17 protein-coding genes are annotated in these 19,672 nt (G+C 69.2%); 6 read left to right on the top strand and 11 right to left on the bottom strand.

Annotation, left to right across the window (positions count from 1 at the left end):
- The first annotated feature begins 4 nt into the window (after nucleotides 1–4).
- From BO221_RS15610 to BO221_RS15625, 4 genes are all read left to right on the top strand, one after another.
- Nucleotides 5–2,998: a DUF1611 domain-containing protein gene (locus BO221_RS15610; RefSeq protein WP_073561228.1), complete on the top strand. Its 2,994-nt coding sequence runs from the start codon at nucleotides 5–7 to the stop codon at nucleotides 2,996–2,998.
- Entirely contained in the window at nucleotides 2,998–4,797 is a 1,800-nt protein-coding gene (locus tag BO221_RS15615; RefSeq protein ID WP_143195464.1) for a peptidase domain-containing ABC transporter, read from the top strand. The genes BO221_RS15610 and BO221_RS15615 overlap by 1 nt, the downstream gene beginning before the upstream one ends.
- A gap of 239 nt (nucleotides 4,798–5,036) precedes the next feature.
- Nucleotides 5,037–5,300, top strand: a complete 264-nt coding sequence (locus tag BO221_RS15620; protein WP_073561230.1) for a hypothetical protein — start codon at nucleotides 5,037–5,039, stop codon at nucleotides 5,298–5,300.
- Entirely contained in the window at nucleotides 5,297–5,992 is a 696-nt protein-coding gene (locus BO221_RS15625; protein ID WP_073561231.1) for a S8/S53 family peptidase, read from the top strand. The genes BO221_RS15620 and BO221_RS15625 overlap by 4 nt, the downstream gene beginning before the upstream one ends.
- An 18-nt stretch (nucleotides 5,993–6,010) precedes the next feature.
- Here BO221_RS15625 and BO221_RS15630 read toward each other — a convergent pair whose 3' ends face one another.
- From BO221_RS15630 to BO221_RS15655, 6 genes are all read right to left on the bottom strand, one after another.
- Nucleotides 6,011–8,395, bottom strand: coding sequence for a carboxypeptidase regulatory-like domain-containing protein (locus BO221_RS15630; protein WP_073561232.1), 2,385 nt, complete (start codon nucleotides 8,393–8,395; stop codon nucleotides 6,011–6,013).
- Nucleotides 8,396–8,407: 12 nt separating this feature from the next.
- Nucleotides 8,408–9,313, bottom strand: a complete 906-nt coding sequence (locus tag BO221_RS15635; protein WP_073561233.1) for an alpha/beta fold hydrolase — start codon at nucleotides 9,311–9,313, stop codon at nucleotides 8,408–8,410.
- A 67-nt stretch (nucleotides 9,314–9,380) separates the two neighbouring features.
- A complete protein-coding gene (locus BO221_RS15640) occupies nucleotides 9,381–10,484 on the bottom strand; it encodes a hypothetical protein (protein ID WP_073561234.1) in 1,104 nt (367 codons plus the stop codon).
- A 36-nt stretch (nucleotides 10,485–10,520) separates the two neighbouring features.
- Entirely contained in the window at nucleotides 10,521–12,212 is a 1,692-nt protein-coding gene (locus BO221_RS15645) for a sensor histidine kinase (RefSeq protein ID WP_073561235.1), read from the bottom strand.
- Nucleotides 12,213–12,228: 16 nt separating this feature from the next.
- A complete protein-coding gene (locus tag BO221_RS15650; protein ID WP_073561236.1) occupies nucleotides 12,229–13,209 on the bottom strand; it encodes a PhnD/SsuA/transferrin family substrate-binding protein in 981 nt (326 codons plus the stop codon).
- Between the two features lie 14 nt (nucleotides 13,210–13,223).
- Nucleotides 13,224–14,081 carry a response regulator gene (locus BO221_RS15655; protein ID WP_073561237.1) on the bottom strand — a complete coding sequence of 286 codons (858 nt, stop codon included), beginning with the start codon at nucleotides 14,079–14,081 and terminating at the stop codon, nucleotides 13,224–13,226.
- A gap of 149 nt (nucleotides 14,082–14,230) precedes the next feature.
- On the opposite strand from BO221_RS15655, the gene BO221_RS15660 reads away from it, so the two are divergent.
- Both BO221_RS15660 and BO221_RS15665 read left to right on the top strand, forming a co-directional pair.
- Nucleotides 14,231–15,580: a hypothetical protein gene (locus BO221_RS15660; RefSeq protein ID WP_073561238.1), complete on the top strand. Its 1,350-nt coding sequence runs from the start codon at nucleotides 14,231–14,233 to the stop codon at nucleotides 15,578–15,580.
- Between the two features lie 203 nt (nucleotides 15,581–15,783).
- Entirely contained in the window at nucleotides 15,784–16,788 is a 1,005-nt protein-coding gene (locus tag BO221_RS15665) for a hypothetical protein (protein ID WP_073561239.1), read from the top strand.
- On the opposite strand, the gene BO221_RS15670 is transcribed toward BO221_RS15665, so the two are convergent.
- From BO221_RS15670 to BO221_RS15685, 5 genes are all read right to left on the bottom strand, one after another.
- Nucleotides 16,764–17,366, bottom strand: coding sequence for an NIF family HAD-type phosphatase (locus BO221_RS15670; RefSeq protein WP_073561240.1), 603 nt, complete (start codon nucleotides 17,364–17,366; stop codon nucleotides 16,764–16,766). The genes BO221_RS15665 and BO221_RS15670 overlap by 25 nt on opposite strands.
- A gap of 132 nt (nucleotides 17,367–17,498) precedes the next feature.
- A complete protein-coding gene (locus BO221_RS15675; protein ID WP_073561241.1) occupies nucleotides 17,499–17,987 on the bottom strand; it encodes a hypothetical protein in 489 nt (162 codons plus the stop codon).
- Between the two features lie 9 nt (nucleotides 17,988–17,996).
- Nucleotides 17,997–18,125, bottom strand: a complete 129-nt coding sequence (locus tag BO221_RS57065) for a hypothetical protein (RefSeq protein WP_255408463.1) — start codon at nucleotides 18,123–18,125, stop codon at nucleotides 17,997–17,999.
- A 202-nt stretch (nucleotides 18,126–18,327) separates the two neighbouring features.
- Entirely contained in the window at nucleotides 18,328–19,200 is an 873-nt protein-coding gene (locus BO221_RS15680) for an NmrA family NAD(P)-binding protein (RefSeq protein ID WP_073561242.1), read from the bottom strand.
- Complete coding sequence (locus tag BO221_RS15685) at nucleotides 19,197–19,643, bottom strand: nuclear transport factor 2 family protein (RefSeq protein WP_073561243.1); 447 nt, start codon at nucleotides 19,641–19,643, stop codon at nucleotides 19,197–19,199. The genes BO221_RS15680 and BO221_RS15685 overlap by 4 nt, the downstream gene beginning before the upstream one ends.
- Between the last annotated feature and the right edge of the window lie 29 nt (nucleotides 19,644–19,672).

Raw genomic sequence — 19,672 nt, forward strand, 5'->3', positions numbered from 1 at the left:
GGGAATGAGCAGCCGCCTCGTCCTGATCCTCAACACCCACATGCCGCAGGTGCTGGGCGAGGGGCCCCTCCTCGATGAGCCGGAGACCTGGCTCTTCGAGGCGCTGACGGAGACGTACCTCCCCCTGTTCCGGATGATGTCGCGCTGGGAGCCCCAGCGCTTCTCCGGAACACTGGTGCTGTCTTTCACTCCATGTCTGGTGCAACAGCTGCTGGCGTGCGAGGAGCGCTACACGCGCTATCTGCACCTGCTGGGCCGCATCGCCACGCGCGAGCTGGAGCGCACCTCCCAGCGCGAGCTCTACAACCGCTACGAGAAGTATCCCCAGACGCTCACGGACGAGGCGCTGCACCGGCTCCACCAGACGGCGGGCATGTACCTGCGGCGCGTGGAGGACAGCCTGGCCTTCCTGAAGGAGCACCGCCTGCGCGACGTGCTCGGCCAGCTGGGGCGCTCGCGGCTTCCGGGTGTTCAGTTGTGGACATCCTCGCCCCAGCACAACTTCCTGCCCTTCTTCGAGCCCGCCACCGCGGATCGGCTGGTGGCCCGGGGCGTGGAGTCCTTCCAGGAGGTTTTCGGCCGCGAGCCGGACGGCTTCTGGCTGCCCGAGTGCGCCTTCCAGCCCGGGCTCGAGCGCGTGCTGACGCGCCACGGGGTGCGCCGCACCGCGCTCAGCCTCCATGGCATCGGCGCCTACCAGCCGGAGGATCCGAGCGGCCCGTACCGCCATGGGGACCTGGAGGTGCTCGTCCACGACTACCGGATTGGCCTGCACCTGTGGAAGTCGCCCGAGTCCACCTTCCCGGCGCACCCCGTGTACCGCGAGTTCTTCCGGGACCTGGGCTTCGACGTGGTGCCCGAGTACTTCGACGAGCTGGGCGTGCCCGTGCCCGCGCACAAGCGGGGACACCTGTGGACGGGCATCAAGTACCACGCGGTGAGCGGCAAGGACGTGGGGCTGGGACACAAGGCGCTCTATGAGCCCGAGGCCGCGCGCGCCCAGGTGCCCCACCACGTGCGCGCATTCTGGGAGCTGCTGGAGTCCCGCCGGGCGTCCGTCCAGGACGGGCGGACGTTCGTGCTCGCCTTCGACACCGAGCTCTTCGGCCACTGGTGGCACGAGGGGGTCGACTGGCTCGAGGGCGTGCTGCAGCCCGCCGCGCCGCGCGAGTCCATTCCCGCGAAGGTGGAGTCCCCTCCCCCGCCGCCCTCGCTGCCGCGGCTCTACTATTCGACGTGGGGGATGGACTTCTACAGCGAGCACTGGCTGACGCCGGCCAACTGCTGGATGTACGCGCTCATCAAGCTGGTGGAGGCGCACCTGCCGCCGCCGGTGGACGAGGCCTCCCGCGAGCTGTGGCGCCGCTTCGAGCTCTTCAGCGGGAGCGACCTGCTCTTCATGATGCCGGACCCCACGCAGAAGGAGCGGGCCCGCGCGCTGTTCCTCGCGCGTTACGAGGACCTGGTCTCGCGCCTGCCCGCCTTCGAGCCCGAGCTGCTCGCCGCCTACCCGGTGGATCCGTTCAAGTGCCTGCTCGTGCACGTGATGAAGCCGGGGGACGAGGCCCCACCGCCCTTCCAGCTGCACCGGCTGTCGCGCGAGGACGAGCGCATGGCCCGGCGCCGGGAGATCACCCTCGAGCCCGAGGTGCGCGAGATCGCCGGACTGCGCGTCTGCTTCCAGTACTTCCTGCTGCACCCGCAGGGCCGCTACGCGCTGCGCGTGGAGGGCTCGGAGCGCGCGCACACCTTCCAGATGCCGGACTACGGCATGCCGCTGCTGATCGCCCAGGATGCACGGGCGTATCCCAAGTACGACCCCGAGGTGCTCTACCGGAAGCTGGGGGAGATCTGGGAGGGGGATGAGCACCTGCCCATCAAAGCGGCGCCCACGCTGCGCAGCCGCCACGTGTACACGCGTGAGGCGCTGGCCGGAGTGCTCGCCGGGCGGCGGGCGGCGATCTTCAAGTACAACAAGGAGGGGTACGCGCTGCTGCGCTTCCGCGAGCAGGCGCTGGCCCCGGCCTCGATCGTCTTCGATGACACCGTGTCGCTGAGCGACGCGGGCGCGTACATCCAGGCCGGAGCCATGTCCGTGCCGGTGAGCAGCGATCCGGCGGACATCGCACTGCGGGACTTCGACGCGATCGTCTTCACCTGCTCGCTCAACTTCGAGTCCGAGGTGCCGCACGTCCGGGCGTTGCTGGAGGTGGCCACGCGCCGGCGGCTGCCGGTGATCTCCCTGTACGACGACATCCTCTATTACGATCTGTTCGACGGGTTGGACGTGGACCCGGAGCTCTTCTACCGGGTGGCCGTGCCCGAGCAGGACGCACTGGCCGCCCAGGCCCCGGAGGCGTACCAGCCGCGCAACCTGCTGGGCGTCTTTGGCACGGACACGGTGCAGGGCAAGTTCACCACGCAGATCTACCTGCGCGAGGCCCTGGCCCGGCAGAAGCTGCGCGTGCGCCACCACTCCACGGAGCCCACGGGCATCCTGCTCGGGGCGGACACGGGTTATTCGCGCGTGCTCCACGTGGAGCTGGCCCAGCGGCTGGCGTTCGAGCGGCGGCTCATGCTGGAGCTGGCCGGGGGCTGCGATCTGGTCATCACCGGCGGGCAGAACGGGCTGCTCTACACACCGCCGGGAGCCGATCGCCGGGCCAACGCCTCCACGCACATCTACGAGACGTTCCTGCCACGGCTGGTGGTGTTGACGGTCTCGGTGGACACCCGGGCGGAGGACGTGGTGGCCACGCGCGAGTACCTGGAGACGCTGGCCCGCGAGCACGGGGTGCCCTGCACGGTGGTGGGCCTGGCGATGATGGGAGGGCGCAAGCTGCACGGCAGCCGGTGGACCGAGACGTGGTTCCTCGGCGTCCGGGATGAGGTTCTGGAAGACGCCCGGCAGCGGCTGGAGCGGCACACCGGCCTGCGCGTCCATGCCATTCCCGAGGAGGCGGACGCACTGGCCCGGGCCGTGCTCACGCACCTGTGATGGAAGCGAGCGGCGCGACGCGGGAGTCAGCTCCCGGGCTGGGGCAGTCGGCACGGTATCTCGCCGCGCTCGTGCGGATGCTGCGTCCCGCGTGGGGCCTGCTGGCCCGGGGCGCGATGCTCGGGCCCGTCATCATGCTCCTCAGCCTGGTGCCGCCCTACCTCACCCGGCTGCTGTTCGACCATGTCACCGCCACGCGGGACGTGGGCCTGCTCGAGGTGCTGGTGGCCGGCATCTTCGCCGCGTCCATGGCCGCCGTCCTCGCCGAGTCGCTGCTGGGCTACACCTCGGCCTACCTGAACATCAAGTTGGAGAGTTCCGCCGTCCTCCACCTCTTCAACCATGTGCAGCACCTGCCGGACCGCTTCTTCTCCCAGCGGCAGGTGGGGGAGATCACCAGCCGCTTCGAGGACGCCCGCGCCGGGCTGTCCCTGGTGGTGAGCCTGGTCCGGCTCGTCTTCTCGCAGGGCGCGTATGTGCTGATCATCCCCTTCACCCTGGCCTCCCTGCACTGGAAGCTCGCGCTGGCGGCGCTCGCCACGCTGCCGCTCGCCGTGGTGGTGCCGCTCGTGCTCGGGCACCGGATGGGTGGAGCATGGCAGGAGGTGGTGGGCGCCTATACCTCGCTCAACGCCCTCCAGTTGGAGGCCCTGCGGCAGACCCGCACGAGCAAGGTACTGGCGCTCGAGCCGCTCATGTACGAGCGCACGGCGGGTCAGATGCGGTCCGTGCTGCGGGCGCACCTGCGGGCCCATGGAGCGGACGGGCTGCTCCGGCTGTGCGAGCGCACCGTGGAGGCGGCGCAGATCGCCCTGTTCACCTGGCTGGGCTGGCGCCTCATCCTCGCGGGGGAGCTCAGCCTGGGTGGATACATGGCCTTCGTGGCCTACGCCGCGTACCTGCGCGGGCCGGTGCTCGAGATCATCTCCTTCGTCACCCAGGTGCAGCAGCGCGGCGTCCACCTCCAGCGCTTCTTCGAGTACCTGAACGAGACACCGGAGCAGGATCCTGCGGGTGCCCTGCGGCCTCCCGCGCCACTCTCATGGCGGTTGCACGGTGGGGTGGCGCTGGAGGGCGTGTCCTTCGCGTACAGGCCGGGAGAAGAGGTGCTGCGCGAGGTGAGCGCGCGAATCGAGCCGGGTGCGGTGGTGACGATTGTCGGGCCGAGTGGCTCGGGGAAGACGACGCTGGCGCGGCTGCTGACACGGTTGGAGTCGCCCGGACGTGGGCGCGTGCTGTACGACGGACGCGACGCAGACGGGCTGGAGCTCTCCGAGCTGCGCCGGCAGCTCGCCGTGGTGTGGCAGGACGTGGAGCTGTTCCACGGCACCCTGCGCGAGAACCTCACCCTCGGCCTTCCACCAGTGCCCCAGGAGGAGGTGGAGCGCGCGGTGCGGTTGTGTGGGTTGGAGCAGCTCGTGGCATCGCTGCCCCAGGGGTACGAGACACGGGTGGCCGAGGGTGGAGCGAGCCTGTCGGGTGGGCAGCGGCAACGGCTGGCGCTGGCTCGGGCGGTGCTGCGGGATGCGCCGGTGCTGCTGCTGGACGAGGCCACTTCCCAGCTCGATGTGGAGACCGAGGCCACGGTGGTTCGCGGGCTGCTCGCACGGGCGCGGGAGCGAGGACAGACGGTGCTGTTCATCACGCACCGGTTGGCCAACGCGCCGCTGGCGGATGAGGTGTGGATGCTCGCCGGGGGCAGATTGGTGGGCCGGGGGCCGCATGCGGAGCTGCTGGCGCGCTGTGCGCCCTACCAACGCCTGTTCCGCGCGGGAGAGGGTGAAGCCGATGCCGCCTGATCTCTTCAGGAAGATGATCAAAGGGAAGATGATCAAAGGAGAGCCCTACTGCCCCCTCTCCCCTCGGGAGAGGGTCAGGGTGAGGGTATCCGGATCCGTTCTTCAACCCGTGGCCCACGGTGTGGACAGAGGGTTCAACCCGGGGCAACCCGATACCCTCACCCCGTCCCTCTCCCGGAGGGCGAGGGGAAATGTCCGCGGATCAGCCCATGTGACCGGAGGCCTCTGAGCGACCCGTCATGAACCCAGAGCCCCCTCACCTGCCCCTGCTCGAAGACCCAGATCACCCGGGCGTCTTCATCGTGAACCGGTTGGGCACCCTCACGGCCCTGCTGATCGGAGTTCTCTGCGTGGGAATGTTCCTCGCGGGCTCGTTCGTCCGGCTCGACGTCCCCGTCCAGAGTGAGGGCCCGCCACGCACGGAGTCCGTGTCCCTGGGAACCTACCTGGCACGGCAGCTCGGGCTCTCGAAGCTCCCGGGGCTCGGAGGCTCGGCCCCGTGAAGCTGGGGATCATCGACAGCGGTGTGGACGTGAACTTCCTGCGCGAGCATGGGATCCACCTCGCGGGAGGAGCCCGCTTCACGCTCGACATGGGCGCACGGGTGCTGGAGACGCGCAGCTATGACCGCGAAGAGCTGGAGGCGTGGCGAGCCGGCACGCACACGTTGGATCTACACGACGAGCACGGGCACGGCACCGCCGTCCTGAGCATCCTCCACGACCAGGTCCGCCCGTGGCCGGACGTGGAGCTCTATGTGGCGCGCATCTTCGACCAGGAGGTACGCGCGCACTCGCTGTGCCTCGTGGAGGCCCTGCGGTGGATGCTCGACGAGGTGGGCGTGGACCTGCTCAACCTGAGCCTCGGGACGACCTACCGCGCCATGGAAGCACCGATGCGCGAGGTGCTCGAGCGCGCGGTAGCCCGGGGAGCCGTCATCGCCTGTGCCGCGGGCGGAGTGCCCACACTCCCCGCGCAACTGGACTCGGTGGTGTCGGTGGGAGACCCGTCACTCATGGAGGGACTCGGCACCGGAGTGAAGGTCGACCACGTCGTCCCTCAGCGTCACGTGAAGCTCTACATGGGCGGACGCTGGTGCGAGTCGCCAATGACGACCAGCTTCGCCTGCGCGGTGGCCGTGGCCGGCGTCCTGCGCGATGGCTGCCCACCTGCATGGCGGCGCGAACAGCGCTGAGCCGCGCGCCACGGACCCTCAACGAGGGCCCGGGCCCTCCACGAGCGGGATGTCCACCTCGAGCGTCCCTCCAGCGCTGGGGGAGATCCGCACCTCGCCACCCGAACCGTCCGGCGTCCGCACCACCAGCCTCACGGGCTCGGCCGGTACGTCCCGCAACTCGAAGCGCTCTCCCGGGAACTCCCAGGGCTCCTGATCCCCGGGGAGGAACCCCGACTCGAGCTGGTAGCTCACGATGAACCCCTTCACGGGCTCGCCAGTGCTCACCACCCTCCCACTCACCAGGGCCGCGGGCCGCAATCGCATCACCACCCCCTGCTCGCCGGGCTTCACCCCCATCACCTCGCTGACCCGCCCGCCATTGCGCGCGACCACCGTCAGGCGGCCCTTGTTGGCGCCCGTCCCGGAAGGGAAGCCAAGGGAGAACCGTCCCTCGTCATCCGTGAGCCCCATCATCCACTGGGCGGGGCCTGTACCACGCTGGGAGGCCAGCGTGACGAAGGCCCTCAGCGAAGGAGCCCCGTCTGGCTCGAGCACCACGCCCTGGAGCTCGTTCCCTCCCGGAGGCTCCTCCCAGGTCAACTCGACCCGGACCGTCCTGCCCTCCTCCACCTGCACCTGCCGGGAGCCACCGGTACCGGAGCCTCGACGCTCCGCGAGCAGCAACCCGTAGGTGCCCGGGGGCAGCTCCATCCGGAAGTCTCCCCTCACCCCGACCGTGGCCCGGCCGATGTCCGACGCACCGGAACGGCCCTCGCCCTGCGCGACAGCCGTCACCTCCAAGGGCCCGCTGGGGAGCGGACCCCGAGCCGCCCGCACCACGCCCTCCACGGTGCCCGTGCCCTCCAGCGTGAAGTCCGCCCGGGCCGTGCCCACCTCCCCCACTTCCACCGGCTTGCTGACCCCCACCGTCGAGCCCTCCCGGCGAGCGGTAAGGTACTGGGTGCCCGCGGCGACCCCCTGGAGCCGGTAATGTCCCAGGGCGTCGGTCCGGGACTCGATGAACAGAAGACCCGCCCCTTCGCCCGAGCGGTTGGGCGCCATCACCCGCGCGCCCGTCACCGGCCGCCCCGCCGTATCCCTCACCTCTCCCTCCACCGAGCCGGTGCCCGTGAGCACGATGCTGACGGGGAAGCGCTCGCCCGGGCGCACCATCAGGCCACGCCGCCAGGCCGGCGAGAAACCCGGCGCGCTCACCTTCACGTCGTAGCCCCCGGCGGCGAGCCCGCTCACCAGGAAGTGTCCCTCGCCATCCGTCATCGCGCGGCCGGAGTCCCCAATCTCCGCATGGGGGCTGACGTCGACACGGGCCCTCGCCACCGGTGCTCCCGAGGACCGGGCCACCACACGGCCCTCCAGCACCGCGCCCGGTCCGAGCTGGATCCGCACCTCGCGCACCGTCTTTCCCGCCCTCGTGAGCAGGGGTGCGTCCAACCCACCCGCCTCCTCGCCTCGCCGCGCGGACACGGTGTGGGCTCCAGGCTCCACCTCGACGGAGAAACCACCTCCCGCTCCGGTGGTCACCACCTGGGCCGGCTCTCCGCTCACCCGCACCTCGGCGTCCGCGGCCGGGAGTCCCCGTGCGTCCACGACGAAACCCTCGATGACACTCGCCGCCCGGAGCGCCACCGTCAGCGGCTCCTCCGTGGGCACCTTCACATGGCCCATCACCGCTCGCGCGTGCCCGGGAGCACGGGCCTCCAATTGATAGACCCCCGGAGCGAGCCCGCCCACGAGGAAGCGTCCCCGCTCGTCACTGGTGGCGTACACGCGCTCCTCCGCGGGAGCCTCGGCGCGCTGCCAGAACTCCAACTCCCGGCCATGCGCCGTGAGGACGAGCTCCACCAGGGGCAGCGGCTCTTCCGTGCCCTGCACCACCGTGCGGCCGGTGAGGGACTGACCCGGCTCCAGCTCGAGGCGCAGGGAGGTGCGCTGCTCGCCGAACGGACGCACCACGTCGCGCAGCAGCGGCGCATGACCCCGGGCACGCACCGCCACCAGATACCGGCCGGGCCCCGATGCGAGCCGGATGACACCTCGCGCATCCGTCTGGCCCGTGCCCACCAGACGCCAGAGCTCCGCCTCGGGCTGGGCGTCCCGCGCGTCACGCCTGTACAGCCGCACGCTGGCGCCGGGCACGGGCTGCCCACCCGCCGCGAGCACCTCCACCTCCAGGAGGCCGTCTGCTTCGGTGGGCGCCTGGGCCGGGGATGGCGCGCTGCCCATGTTCGCGCGGACCGGCTCCTCGGGTGGCAACGCACCCGCGAGAGCCTCGTCCTTCCGCGCGGCCGCATTCACCTCGCCGGAGCCCTCCTCTGTGCCCGGCCCCCTGGAGCGCGAGACCCAGAGCAGCACGAGCCCCAACCCCACCAGGACCATCACCAGGATGAGCCGCCCGCGCATGTCCGCCTGTCCTCACGCCTGGGGGCGCGCGTCGCTCCCGAGCGCATCCCGGAGGAACGTCAGGATCTCCGCGTGGAGCACCGGCTGGAACGCGGCACGGTCGAAGCCTTTCGGATCCTGGGAAGGCGGAAACCCGGGGCTCGTCATCGCCGGAGGAAACGGGCTCTGGAAGGAGAAGTGGCCCGCGTTCGGGACGACCCGATGGTCGATGCGCTCCGGATGGGGAACACCTCGCAGGATGATCTCCGCGTGCATGGCGGGCGTGTGCTCATCGAGCTCCGCCGTGCGCATCAGGATGGGGAGGTCCACGCCAGCGAGAGCCCCCTCGGCCATGAACCAGGGCGACGCGGGCGCGAGCAGCACCAGCGCGCGGACCCTGGGATCGCGAACGGCCGGAACAGCGTGTGGTTGCCCATCGGGCGACTCGTTCGGAAAGGAGGACGGGCGCCCACCCGCCACCGCCAGCGCGGTGTATCCGCCCATCGAGTGGCCGATCACCCCTACCCCAGCGGGCGAGAGCCTCGGGCCCAGCCGCGCATCCCCGAAGAGCGCGTCGAGCACGAGGCGCACGTGCCGGGGCCGGTTCTCGAGATTCACGGCCGTCCCCGCCAGGCTGTTGTCGGAGCGGCTGTTGCCCGGATGCTCCGGAAGGGCCACGACGAAGCCGGCACGAGCCAGGTGCACCGCCATCCCGCGATAGGTCCACGGAGAGCCGCCCGTCCCGTGACTGATGACGACGAGCGGGAGCCGCTCACCTTCCACCGGAGCATCGGTGGCGACGGAGAGCGGATACGGTCCGAACTGCTCGATTCGCTCGGGCGCGCGCGTCGGGTGGAGAACCCGCACGGGAATACGTGCGCCTTGAACCCCATCCTCGACATCCAGTGCGCGGCAGCCGACGTTCATGTCTGAAGGCATTCGATGAGCACCCAGGTCCGGCCCCGCTTCTATCAGATCGACTCCCGAGCGACATGCCGGCCACCGCTCAGGTGGTGGTGGCGTGCGGCGAGCGCGCGGTGCGGAGCACGCTCACGAACATGGCGAGGACCAGGAACACGAGGAGGTAGATGATGAAGAGGCCGGGCGGCTCGATGCCTTCGTAGCCGGAGTCGCTCGGGAAGACATTCTCGGCCTCGATCAATCGCAACGGTCCGCCTCCCGCGGGCTCCTCGAAGAGGAAGTGGTAGTACGGGGAGAAGGCTCGGGTGGGCGTACCAGCACCGAGCGACAGGAACACCCGCCGTGTCCCCTTGAGGCCCTCGGCCTCCGCCACCACGCCCCAGAGCCCGTGATCGACCGCCGGGAGCCCCTCGGCGGTCACCAGGAGGCCCGAGGCCAGGGCGGGTTCCAGCAACGCCTGGACGCGGCGCTCGTCCGTCACGGGGAGGCCCTGGAGCTTGCCGCTCCGATGCAGCTTGTGCAGCACCTCGCCGATGGACCAGCCGCCCCCTTCCCGCCAGGAATTCTCCCGCACCTGCTCGCGCGTCAGGCGGGGGTGGATGCGCAGGGAGCGCGGAGCCTGCCCTTCTGGCACCGAGACGACGGGCGTCGCGCTCGAGTACTCACGGGCCCTGAGGAACCTCTGCTCGGGCGCTGGAGGAAGGAAGTAGCCCGACTGGAGCTTGCACGTGACGAGCGTGGCGAGGAGCGCCGCGCAGGCCGGAATGATGAGGACCAGGAGGCTCACCCTCGGCCCGGCTGGGGCCGGCTCGGAGGCCTCGCCCGCCCGTGACTTCTTGTACCGGTGGTACAGGTGCACGGCCGACAGCAGGAAGGTGCTGCCCAGCCCGGGGCTGAAGACCATGTAGCTCGCCAGCCCCGCGATCCCGAGTGTCACCATGACACCGTAGACCCTGCGCAGCCTGCTCACGCCACCACCGGGCAGCAACAGGAGGATGGCCACTACGATCAACGCGGCGACGCCCGCGCTGATGCCGGGCTCCTGCTGGAGCTTCCAGAACATCGATCGCTCGATGAGTGGCACCTCGAGCCCCACGGCCTCGGCACCCAGAACGACCGCCATGATGAGCAACACCGGCCACAGGAGGAAGGTGTCACCGAAAAACTGCTTCAGTTCCTCGCGACGCATGCGTCCCGGGAAGATGACACACTCCGCGCCCGCGCCCTAGGCGGACACCAGCCCCGGCGTCCCGGTATCGGGGCGGAAGGGCAGCTCGAGCGTGAAGGTGGCCCCCTTCCCGGGGCCCTCGCTGTGCACCACGAGCGAGCCATCCATGGAGCGGGCGGCGATCGCGCACGAGTGCAGACCGAAGCCGTGCCCTTCCTTCCGCGTGGTGAAGCCATGCTGGAAGATCTTCGTCAGCAGCTCCGGCGCGATGCCCATGCCGTTGTCGCTCACCTGCACGCTCACGCGCTCCTCCGCGGGGCGCTCGACCTTCACGGTGAGCCGCCGCTCGCCGGGCGGGTTGCCGTTCAGCGCGTACTTGGCGTTGCTGATGAGGTTCAGGATGATCTGCAGCAGCTTGTGCTTGTCCACCATCAGGCGCGGCAATGGGGCGATGTACCGCTCGAGCGAAACGCCATGCCGCCCGAGCGCCGCCCCGTTGATCCGCAGGGCGTCTTCGATCAACTCCTCCAGGGAGACCGCCTCCACGAGGCTCGAGGACACGGCGTAGCTCTGCTGCAGCTCGACGATCATCCGGATGTGCTCGACGTGGCGGTGGAGGGCCTCCGTCATGCTCAGCATCTCGTCGCGCTCGGCGGCCAGGTTCTCCCCGAGCTTGCCGAGGAAATCGGGCAGGCGCCGCCCGCGCTCGTCCCCCGTCACGAAGGTCCCGAGGTCGGCACGGTGCTCCTCCAGCAGTCCGGCGAGCTTGAGCAATGGTGGCAGGCGGAGCGCCCGCAGCCGCTCACCGAGGAGGGTGGCCGAAGTGTTGATGCTGTTCAGGACGTTGCCCACGTTGTGGAGCACGTTCGTGGCGAGCTCGGCCATGCCCGCCTGGCGCGCGAGCTCCACGGCGCGGCGCTGGGTGTCCTTCAGCTCCTGCGTGCGCTCCTTGACGCGAAGCTCGAGACCATCGTGGGCGTGGCGCAGCGCCTCGTTGGCCCGCGCGAGCTCCTCGGTCCTTTCGGCGACCCGGCGCTCGAGCCCGTCGCGGGCAGCGCGCAGCGCGGTCTCGCTCTGCTCGAGCTCCTCCGTCGAGGCGACGAATGGCAGGAAGATGCGTTGGATGACGAACCCGAAGAGCAGGAGTGTCAGCAGGAATGCGCCCACCGGGATGACGCGCTGGATCAGCCCGAGCAGCCGCAACTCCTCCCGGGTGTGGTTCTGGAGCAGCACGGAGACATCCCGGGCCGCCTCGGACAGGCTCCGCGACGCGGTGCGGAACTCCTCCAGCTCGGGATTGTTCTTGAGCGAGTGGTTCTCGGAGCGGAGCACGTGCACATGGGCCGCGTTGGCCTTGTCCCACAACCTCGTCAGGGCGGTGAGCGCCCCGAGTGCCTCGGGATCCTGGATGCCCTCGGGCGGCAACTCTCCAACAATCCCCTGGCCATCCCCTCGCAGCATCGCCCCGCTCAGGGTGGTGAAGCGCTCGGCCAGGGACTGGGCGGCCGCCCGCTGCCGGAGCAACATCTCCCAATCGGACGCCGCCAGCCCGACGAGGGCGAGGTAGGTCGCGTTCTCGAACTGCTCGACGACGTCGAACAGGCTCGTCGCGGCCGCGACGTACTGCCGGTTCCGGTTCACCCGCGCGTCGATCTCCACCACCGCCACCAACGAGGCCGCTTGCAGGGCGATGCTCAGCGCGAGCATTCCCAACAAGGGCCAGAGCAGCTGCCGCAGCTTGTGCGCCATCCGTGGCCTCCCCTGCTCACCGGATGGCGGTGAAGCCCGCCTTCTCCGCGGCCACCATCATGGAGCGAATACCGTCGTAGTGGCTGTCCTGCACGAGGGTGAACCGCTCCAGCAACGCCTCGTCGAGGATCTTCCGCCCCTCTGGATCCTCGTGCATCGTCACGAGCGCACGCTGGAGCTTGTCGCGCTGTTCCACCGGCATCTTGGAGGACGCGACGAGCGGCCCGATGGAGGAGGGGCCGGCGCTCTCGATGACACGGACCGCGTGGGCATGCCCGATGCCCTTCTCCCGGTCGTAATCAACCACGAGGCTGTCGACGTAGCTCGCATCCGCCTCGCCAGTCGCCACCATGCGGATGGACTCCTCGTGGGAGCCGGACCGGAGGACCTTGCCGAAGAAGCCCTGCGTCAGCCCGAGCTCGAGCATGCGGTAGCGGGGCATGTTGTAGCCCGCGTTGGAGATCTCATCGTTGTAGACGTAGGTCCGGCCCTTCAGGTCCTGGAGGCGCTGGAAGGGGCTGTCCTTGCGGACGATGAGATCCGAGAAATAGATGGGCTGCCCTTTGTACCGGGCGGCCTTCATGATGGGCGCGGCGATGAGCAAGGCCTTGGGCTGGGGCTCGTCGTGGAGCAGGACGTACGGCTGGCCACAGATGAAGCCGCTCTGGACGGTCCCTTCCTCGAGCATGCTGTTGATGGTGCCGTACGACAGCCCGGTGACGAACTCGATGGAGATGCCGGTCTTCTCCGTCAGGTACCCGGCGAGCTCCGCGTAGACGCCGACCCCCAGCTCCGAGACATAGGCCGCGGACATGGCGAGCCGGATGGTCTTGCCGGCGGATGGGGGGTGCTGCGCCGGGGCGGGCGCCAGCACCGGGGCCGGTGCCCGCACGGCCTCCGGCTCACCGATGAACCACCACAGGAAGGCACTGCCCACGAGCGCGAAGGCACCGGCGAGGCCGAGGAACAGGAATCTGCTGCGTTCGAGGACTTTCATGCGCTCTCTCCCAGTCACGCGGTGACGTCGCGCAGCAGCACGAACGCCTCCGCCGGGTCGATGGCGGCGATCCGTGCCTCGATGCACCGCGTCTCGCCGTCCAACGGAAGCTCGAACTCGAGGACCCGCGCCGGACCTCCTCCAAGAGCCTGGCCCAACCAGGAGAGCAGCTCCCGGGCAACGTGCGCCGGCAGGGAGCTCGCCAGCCTTCCGCCTGGAGGGAAGGCCAGCCGCGGAGCCAGAACGGCCTCGCGGGACGGCTGGAAATCGAGACAGGTACCATCCGCGGCGACGCGCAGCAGTGCGTCCGGGAGCACCTGGAGCAGCGCGCGCAGCCGCGCCTCGTGCCCGTGCAGCGCCTGCTCGGCCTGCTGGCTCGCGGCGTGGTGGGCCCACTTCTCCACCAGCGCACACGCCATCTGGCGGACCTCGACGGCATCGAAGGGCTTCTTGAGGATGAGGAAGCGATCCGTCTGGCCGAACCGGGCGCTGATGCTCTCCCACGAGAAGTCCGAGTACGCCGAGCAGATGACGGCCTGGAGGTTCGGATCCTCCTGCCAGATGCGCGAGAGCGTCTCGACGCCGTCCCACCCGGGAGGCATCCGCATGTCCATGAACGCCATCGCATAGGGAGTGCCAGCCTTCAGCGCCTCGCGGACCTTCTCGAGCGCCTCGGCGCCCTGGTAGGCACTCGTCAGCTCGAACGTCGGCGGTCTGGGCATGGCCGAGGCTTCACCCAGGAGCATCGCCTCCAGATCGTCCAGCTCGGAGGTGTCCACCCGGGGCTGGAGGATCCGGCGGAAATCATCGTGGATGTCCTCGTTGTCATCGACGATGAGGATGCGCCTGTTGGAATTCGGGTTCAGCGCCATGATGCAACCCCCCGTCGCGTGAGCCGGGCAATCTACCGCGAATCCCTGGCTTGAATGCGAAACCCTGAAGAAGTGTACAGCCCTCTTTTTTTGAAATGCAACGCAAGGGCTCCAGCAACAGAGGGATTGAAACGCTATGGTGTGAGCCGATGGCGGTTTCCCGTTCGCATCGGATCTTTCTCGCACTGCTCGCGTTGGCGCTCCTCGCCCCCCAGTGTGTCACCGAGTACCCCGGCCCGTGGCGCAACCACCTCGGCCCGGCCACCGTGATGGGCGCGGACGAGGAGGCCTACCTGATCCTCCTCAATAGCGTCCTGCTGGATGGGGATCTCGACCTGAAGAACAACCACGCGCAGGTGGTGGTGGGCTCGCTCCAGGGCGGCAGGAAGAACGTTGGCCGCGTCATGGACCACCACTCCATCTGGTACATCGACGGCCAGCGCTACGTGTGGCGGGACATGGTGGACCACTCGCGGTGGACGAGGGACGCGAACGGGCTGCCGCAGTATGTCTTCCACCCGCGGTTCGATCCCCGGCTCGCGCTCGGCCCCGAGTACAGCGCGCACCCGGTGGGACTGGCCTTCCTGCTCGCCCCGGTGCTCTGGCCACTGCGTAGTACCCCGTATGTGGAGATGGGCGCGCTGCTGTGCGCCGGGCTCGCCACCGTGTGCGGGATGCTGCTGTTGGACCGGCTGCTGCGGCGCTACACGGCGAACGAGAACGCCATCCGGCTCACCCTGGTGGCGGCCTTCCTGGCCACGCCGGTCTGGTACCACGGCCGCAGCTTCTTCACCGAGCCGTTCCTCGTGCCGCTGCTGTTGGGGGCGTATGTGCTCGGTTTTCGCGAGCGCGGCGGCTTCTGGGCGGGCCTGTGCGTGGCCGCGGGCATGTTGATGAAACCGCAACTGGCCCTGCTGGTGCCGGTGCTGATGGTGCCCGCGCTGCTGCGGCGCGATTGGCTCCAGGGAGCGCTCGTGGCGGTGATGCCCGCCATGGCCACCGGGCTGCTGCTGTGGCTGAACCAGCACATGTATGGCTCGCCCTGGCGGGGCCCCTACCCCTTCATGGTGGGCAACCTCTGGGAGGGACTCGAGGGCCTGCTGGTGTCACGGCCGAAGGGCCTGGTGTGGTTCGCGCCCGCCGTGCTGGTGGCGCTGCCCGGGTGGCCGAGGCTCGTGCGCGAGCGGCCCCTCGAAGGGGGGATGCTTCTGGCCGGCATCCTCCCCTCCTTCCTCCTGGTGGCCCTGTGGAACGACTGGGGAGGCGGCTGGTGCTACGGCCCGCGCCTCATCGTGCCCCTGCTGCCGCTGATGGCCATCGGCCTGGTGAAGACCCTGGAGTTGGACCTGTTCCAGCGCTTCGTCCCACGGTGGATCCTCGCCAACGCCCTGCTCTTCGGTATGGCGGTGAACGCCTTCGCCGCGTTCCGCTACTGGCAGAGCTGGCACCGCTTCCCGGTGCACATGCTCGCGGAGCTGATGGGCGCGCTGAAGCCCTGACGGAGGGTGGTGACGGCAGTCACCAGGGGGGTGACGGCGGTCATCAGGCGCGAGGCCTCCCGCGGGTGACGGCGCAGCGGCCTCCCAGAGGGAAGAGGGGCTCCAACCGGGCTCGCGGGGTGCTGGCACGCCTCCTGCTTAATGCCCTCACGAGACCGAGCAAGGGGCCACCCCCTTCCACAGCCCTCCCGAGGAACACCGTCATGGCCATCGCCCCCCTGTCCCGTTCGTCCATCGCCTGCCCGTCCTCCTCCGTGCGCGAGACCTGCGCCCCGAGCGCCCCCAGCGCCCAGCCGGTCTCCCCCACCCTGGCCAACAAGGTCTCCCCGCGACAGATGTTCGGGGCGGATGGCTTCGACTCCCCGCTGAGCGCGAAGAAGGCGGGCGGACTGGAGGCGGGTGGCCTGGAGGCGATGGTGCAGGAGCTCGCGCGGATGATGCAGGAGCTGTCCAAGGCGGCGGAGCTGCTGGGCGGCGAGGGCGGCGCCAGCGGCCAGGGCCTGCCGGCACTGCAGGCTCCGGCGAAGGGCGTGGAGGGTGCCAGCGGCGCCGGCGCCGGTCCCCAGGCCGCCCCGGCCGTGGCGGGTCCGCAGGCTCCGGCGAAGGGCGTGGAGGGAGCCAGTGGCGCCGGCGCGCCGGGCGCGGCGAAGGGCGGCAACACGATGACCTTCACCAACGATGGAACCTCGCCGATGACCGTCAACTTCACGCCCAATGCCGGGGACAAGGCGATCGACTCCGTGACGCTGAAGCCGGGCGAGGCGCGGACGGTGGAGTTCCCCCAGGGCTGGTCCGGCAACTTCCGCAGCACGGCCGGTGACGGCGCGGCGGCCACGCTCGGGGAGGTGAAGTTCAACGGCGGCGACAACCAGACGTACTACGACGTGAGCTACATCGAGGGCACGAACGCCTCGATGACCATCGAGCCAGAGGGCGGTGGCAGGAAGTCCGGCACGATGGAGAACCTGCTGGCGTCCGCCCCGGACTCGGTCAAGGCGAAGACGGCGGATGGCTCGGTGTACGGCATCAAGAAGACCACTACCTCCAACGTGCAGGACCAGGGCGTGGTGGACTTCTACCGGAAGCACGTGGGCGCGGATCAGGGCTACGTGATTCCCACGGATGACGCGAGCACGCTGGCGACGAAGGGCTCCCACCTGGTGGTCCGCATGAAGGACCTGACTCAGGGCACGACGGGCCGGGTCTGAGAGACGGAAGCGGACCGCCAGTGCCGCTTCTCGAGGGTCCTCACGTTGACGGCATCCGCGAGGGTGGCCAGGTACCTGGAGAGGGCGGGTAGCTCCTGGTCATCCGCCTCGCCGTTGTACTCCCTCACGTAGATGGCGTTGCCATAGTTGTGGACGCACTTGGCGGGGGTGTCGTCCACGATCAGGGTGCGCTCCAGCCGGTACCCCTTGCGCTTCAGCTTGTGCAGCTTCTTGACGTAGTTGTAGTGGGAGGCCGGGTCGACAAAACCGAACTCCCGCGCGAGTGCTCTGTCGAGCGAGAAGGTGCACCGGCTCCTGCCCCAGACGAACTCCAGAGTGAGCTGCCGGGGGAAGATGCGCTTCACGGCCTCGGCGACATAGTCATCGGAGGCGGAGGACCAGACGGCGAGACGGAAGTGGGCGGCGCACTCCGTCAGGAAGCGCTCCACGTGGGGCCGGACGTAGACGCAGTAGTCGAAGAGGAGGAAATCCTCCGCCCGCTCCAGCCTCGTGTCGCTGGCATGGATCAGCGTCTCATCCAGGTCCAGGATCAGCAGGATCTTGTCCGTGTTCGTCATGCGCGATCAGGACGGCCTGGGGACGAGGGGCCGGACAAGGCGGGAACGAACGAGAGCCAGCGCATGGGGAGTATCGTAGGATATCCCCTCGCCCTCTGGGAGAGGGCCAGGGTGAGGGTCTTCCCTCTGTGTCTACGCGGATCGCCCCCGTCGCCGGCCCGCGCAAAGCCAGCCGAGGATGACGGCCTTGTCGCCGGTGGCCAGCTCGTACCGGGACCCGGGGGTGATGACACCCTGGCGCGAGGCGAGCGCCTCCACGGCGAGCTGGGCCTGGGTGAGCTGCACGCCGGCTCCACCGCCGCCGAGCACGAGCGGAGCACCCATCTTGAGATCCAACACGACTACCCATCGCCGTGCGGGACGAGGCTCGGACATGTCCACCACGACGAAATCACCTGCGAAGCGGCGCTGGTCACACCGGAAGGCCCAGACGTTGCGCTTGCGGCGCAGCAACTCCCTCACGAAGGGCTTCTCATCGCTCTTGAGGGCGTAGCGTTCGGACAGGAGGGAGGCAGCGGAGAGCGAATAACCCTCCTCCTTCGCGAGCAGGAGCGCCCAGGGATTGGCATGCCCGAGCAGGGGCAGCGAGATGGGCAGGACGATGGGAGGCTCGCGAGACATGAGGAATCACTATCTGGACCAGAGGAGCGCCAGCTCGAGCTCGATGGCCTCGAAGGGCTCGACGCGCACCCGCTCCTCTCCTGACAAGGAATGGACGGGGATCCACTGACCGTCCTGAAACCGGAAGATCTCGAGCATGCGAGCAAGCGGGTCCAATTCGGGTGGGCGTCGAGTGACCATGAGGGAAGATTTCCGCATGACCCGCATGCGATGCAATGCAGGACCGCTGGGTTGAAGTCACCTCCCTCGGGTTCTGTCCGCCTCCCGGGCGCGCTCTTCACGAACTTGTCCAACTGTTGGACAAGTTCTGCGACACCGAGCCCAGACCCGGCATGAGCAGTCACTTCCAGAACGAGGCGTGCTCCCGAGCGAAGTCCTCGAAGGAGCGCGGGGGGCGGCCGGTCACGCGCGAGACGGTGTCGGTCACACGAGCCTCCGCCCCCTGGCGGATGGACTCATCGAGCCCGGCGAGCAGCCGCGCATACTGTTCCGGAATCCCCGCGCCCATCATGTGCTGGCGGACCTTCTCGCCATCCACCTGCACGTGCCGCATCGGACGGCCGGTCACCTGGGAGATCACGCCCACGAGCTCCCCATAGCTCAGCGCCTGGGGCCCGCTGATGACGTGCGCGGTGTCATGGGAGCGCTCATCGGCGAGCGCCCGGACGCCGACCTCCGCGATGTCCCGGGCATCGACGAACCCGGCGCGCCCCTCGCCCGTGGCCGTGACGACCACCCCGTCGTGCTTGAGAGTGGAGCCATGGTGGTGCCTCTCGTTCACGAAGTTCTGCATGAACCACGAGGGCTGGAGCACGGCCCACTCCGGCACGCGTTCACGCAAGTACCGGTGCACGGTCCCCAGGCCCGGAGAGCCCTCGGGCACGGCGGACGCGCTCAACAGGACGACACGCCGCACGCCCCGCTCCATCGCCCGCTCGATGAAGGGCAGCATGAGGGTGGAGGGGTCCTCTACCATCCCCGGGGCGATCAGATACATCCGGTCCACGCCGGACAACGCCTCGTCATGGCTGGACGGATCGGCCCAATCGAAGCGCACGTGCTCGGCGGTGCTACCCGTGGGGCGCTCTCCGCGCGTCGCGGTGCGGACGATGAAGCCGAGCTCCGTCAGGCGCGAGACGATGTGACTGCCCGTATTCCCCGTGGCCCCGATGACGAGGACGCGGGCGGAATCTCCACTGGAGGAAGTCCTCATGACGCGTTCACCGCCTTCCGCAGGTTCTGCTCCCCCCCGAAGGCCCTGAGCCCCGGGACGGGGTTCCAGTACTCCCGGTAGAGCGAGATCCTCCCGTTCCGCGCCTTCACCAGCATGACGTAGTCCTGCTCGTACGTGCTGCCCGTGGCGGCGATCGTCGCCGAGCCATGAGCCTCCGCGAGCGCGATGTCCGGCGCCGTCGTGGGGTAGCGCCGGACGTTCGTGAAGGTGAGCCCCCGGAAGTGCTTCGGCGTGTCCATGAAGTACTGGCGGATCGCCTCCCGGCCCTCCAGACGCTCGGGCAACCCGAGCCCGGCCGCGTAGGGGAACTCGACGACCGCGTCGTCGGTGAAGAGCTCGAGCCAGCGTCCGATATCGGAGGGGATGAGCTCCAGGTGGGCGTCCAACAGGTGGGCGGCATCGCGAGTGTGAGTGGCTGTCATGTGCGGCTCCTGATTTGTGATGGACGTAA

It is taken from the genome of Archangium sp. Cb G35 (assembly GCF_001896145.1).
Lineage (GTDB): Bacteria > Myxococcota > Myxococcia > Myxococcales > Myxococcaceae > Archangium > Archangium violaceum.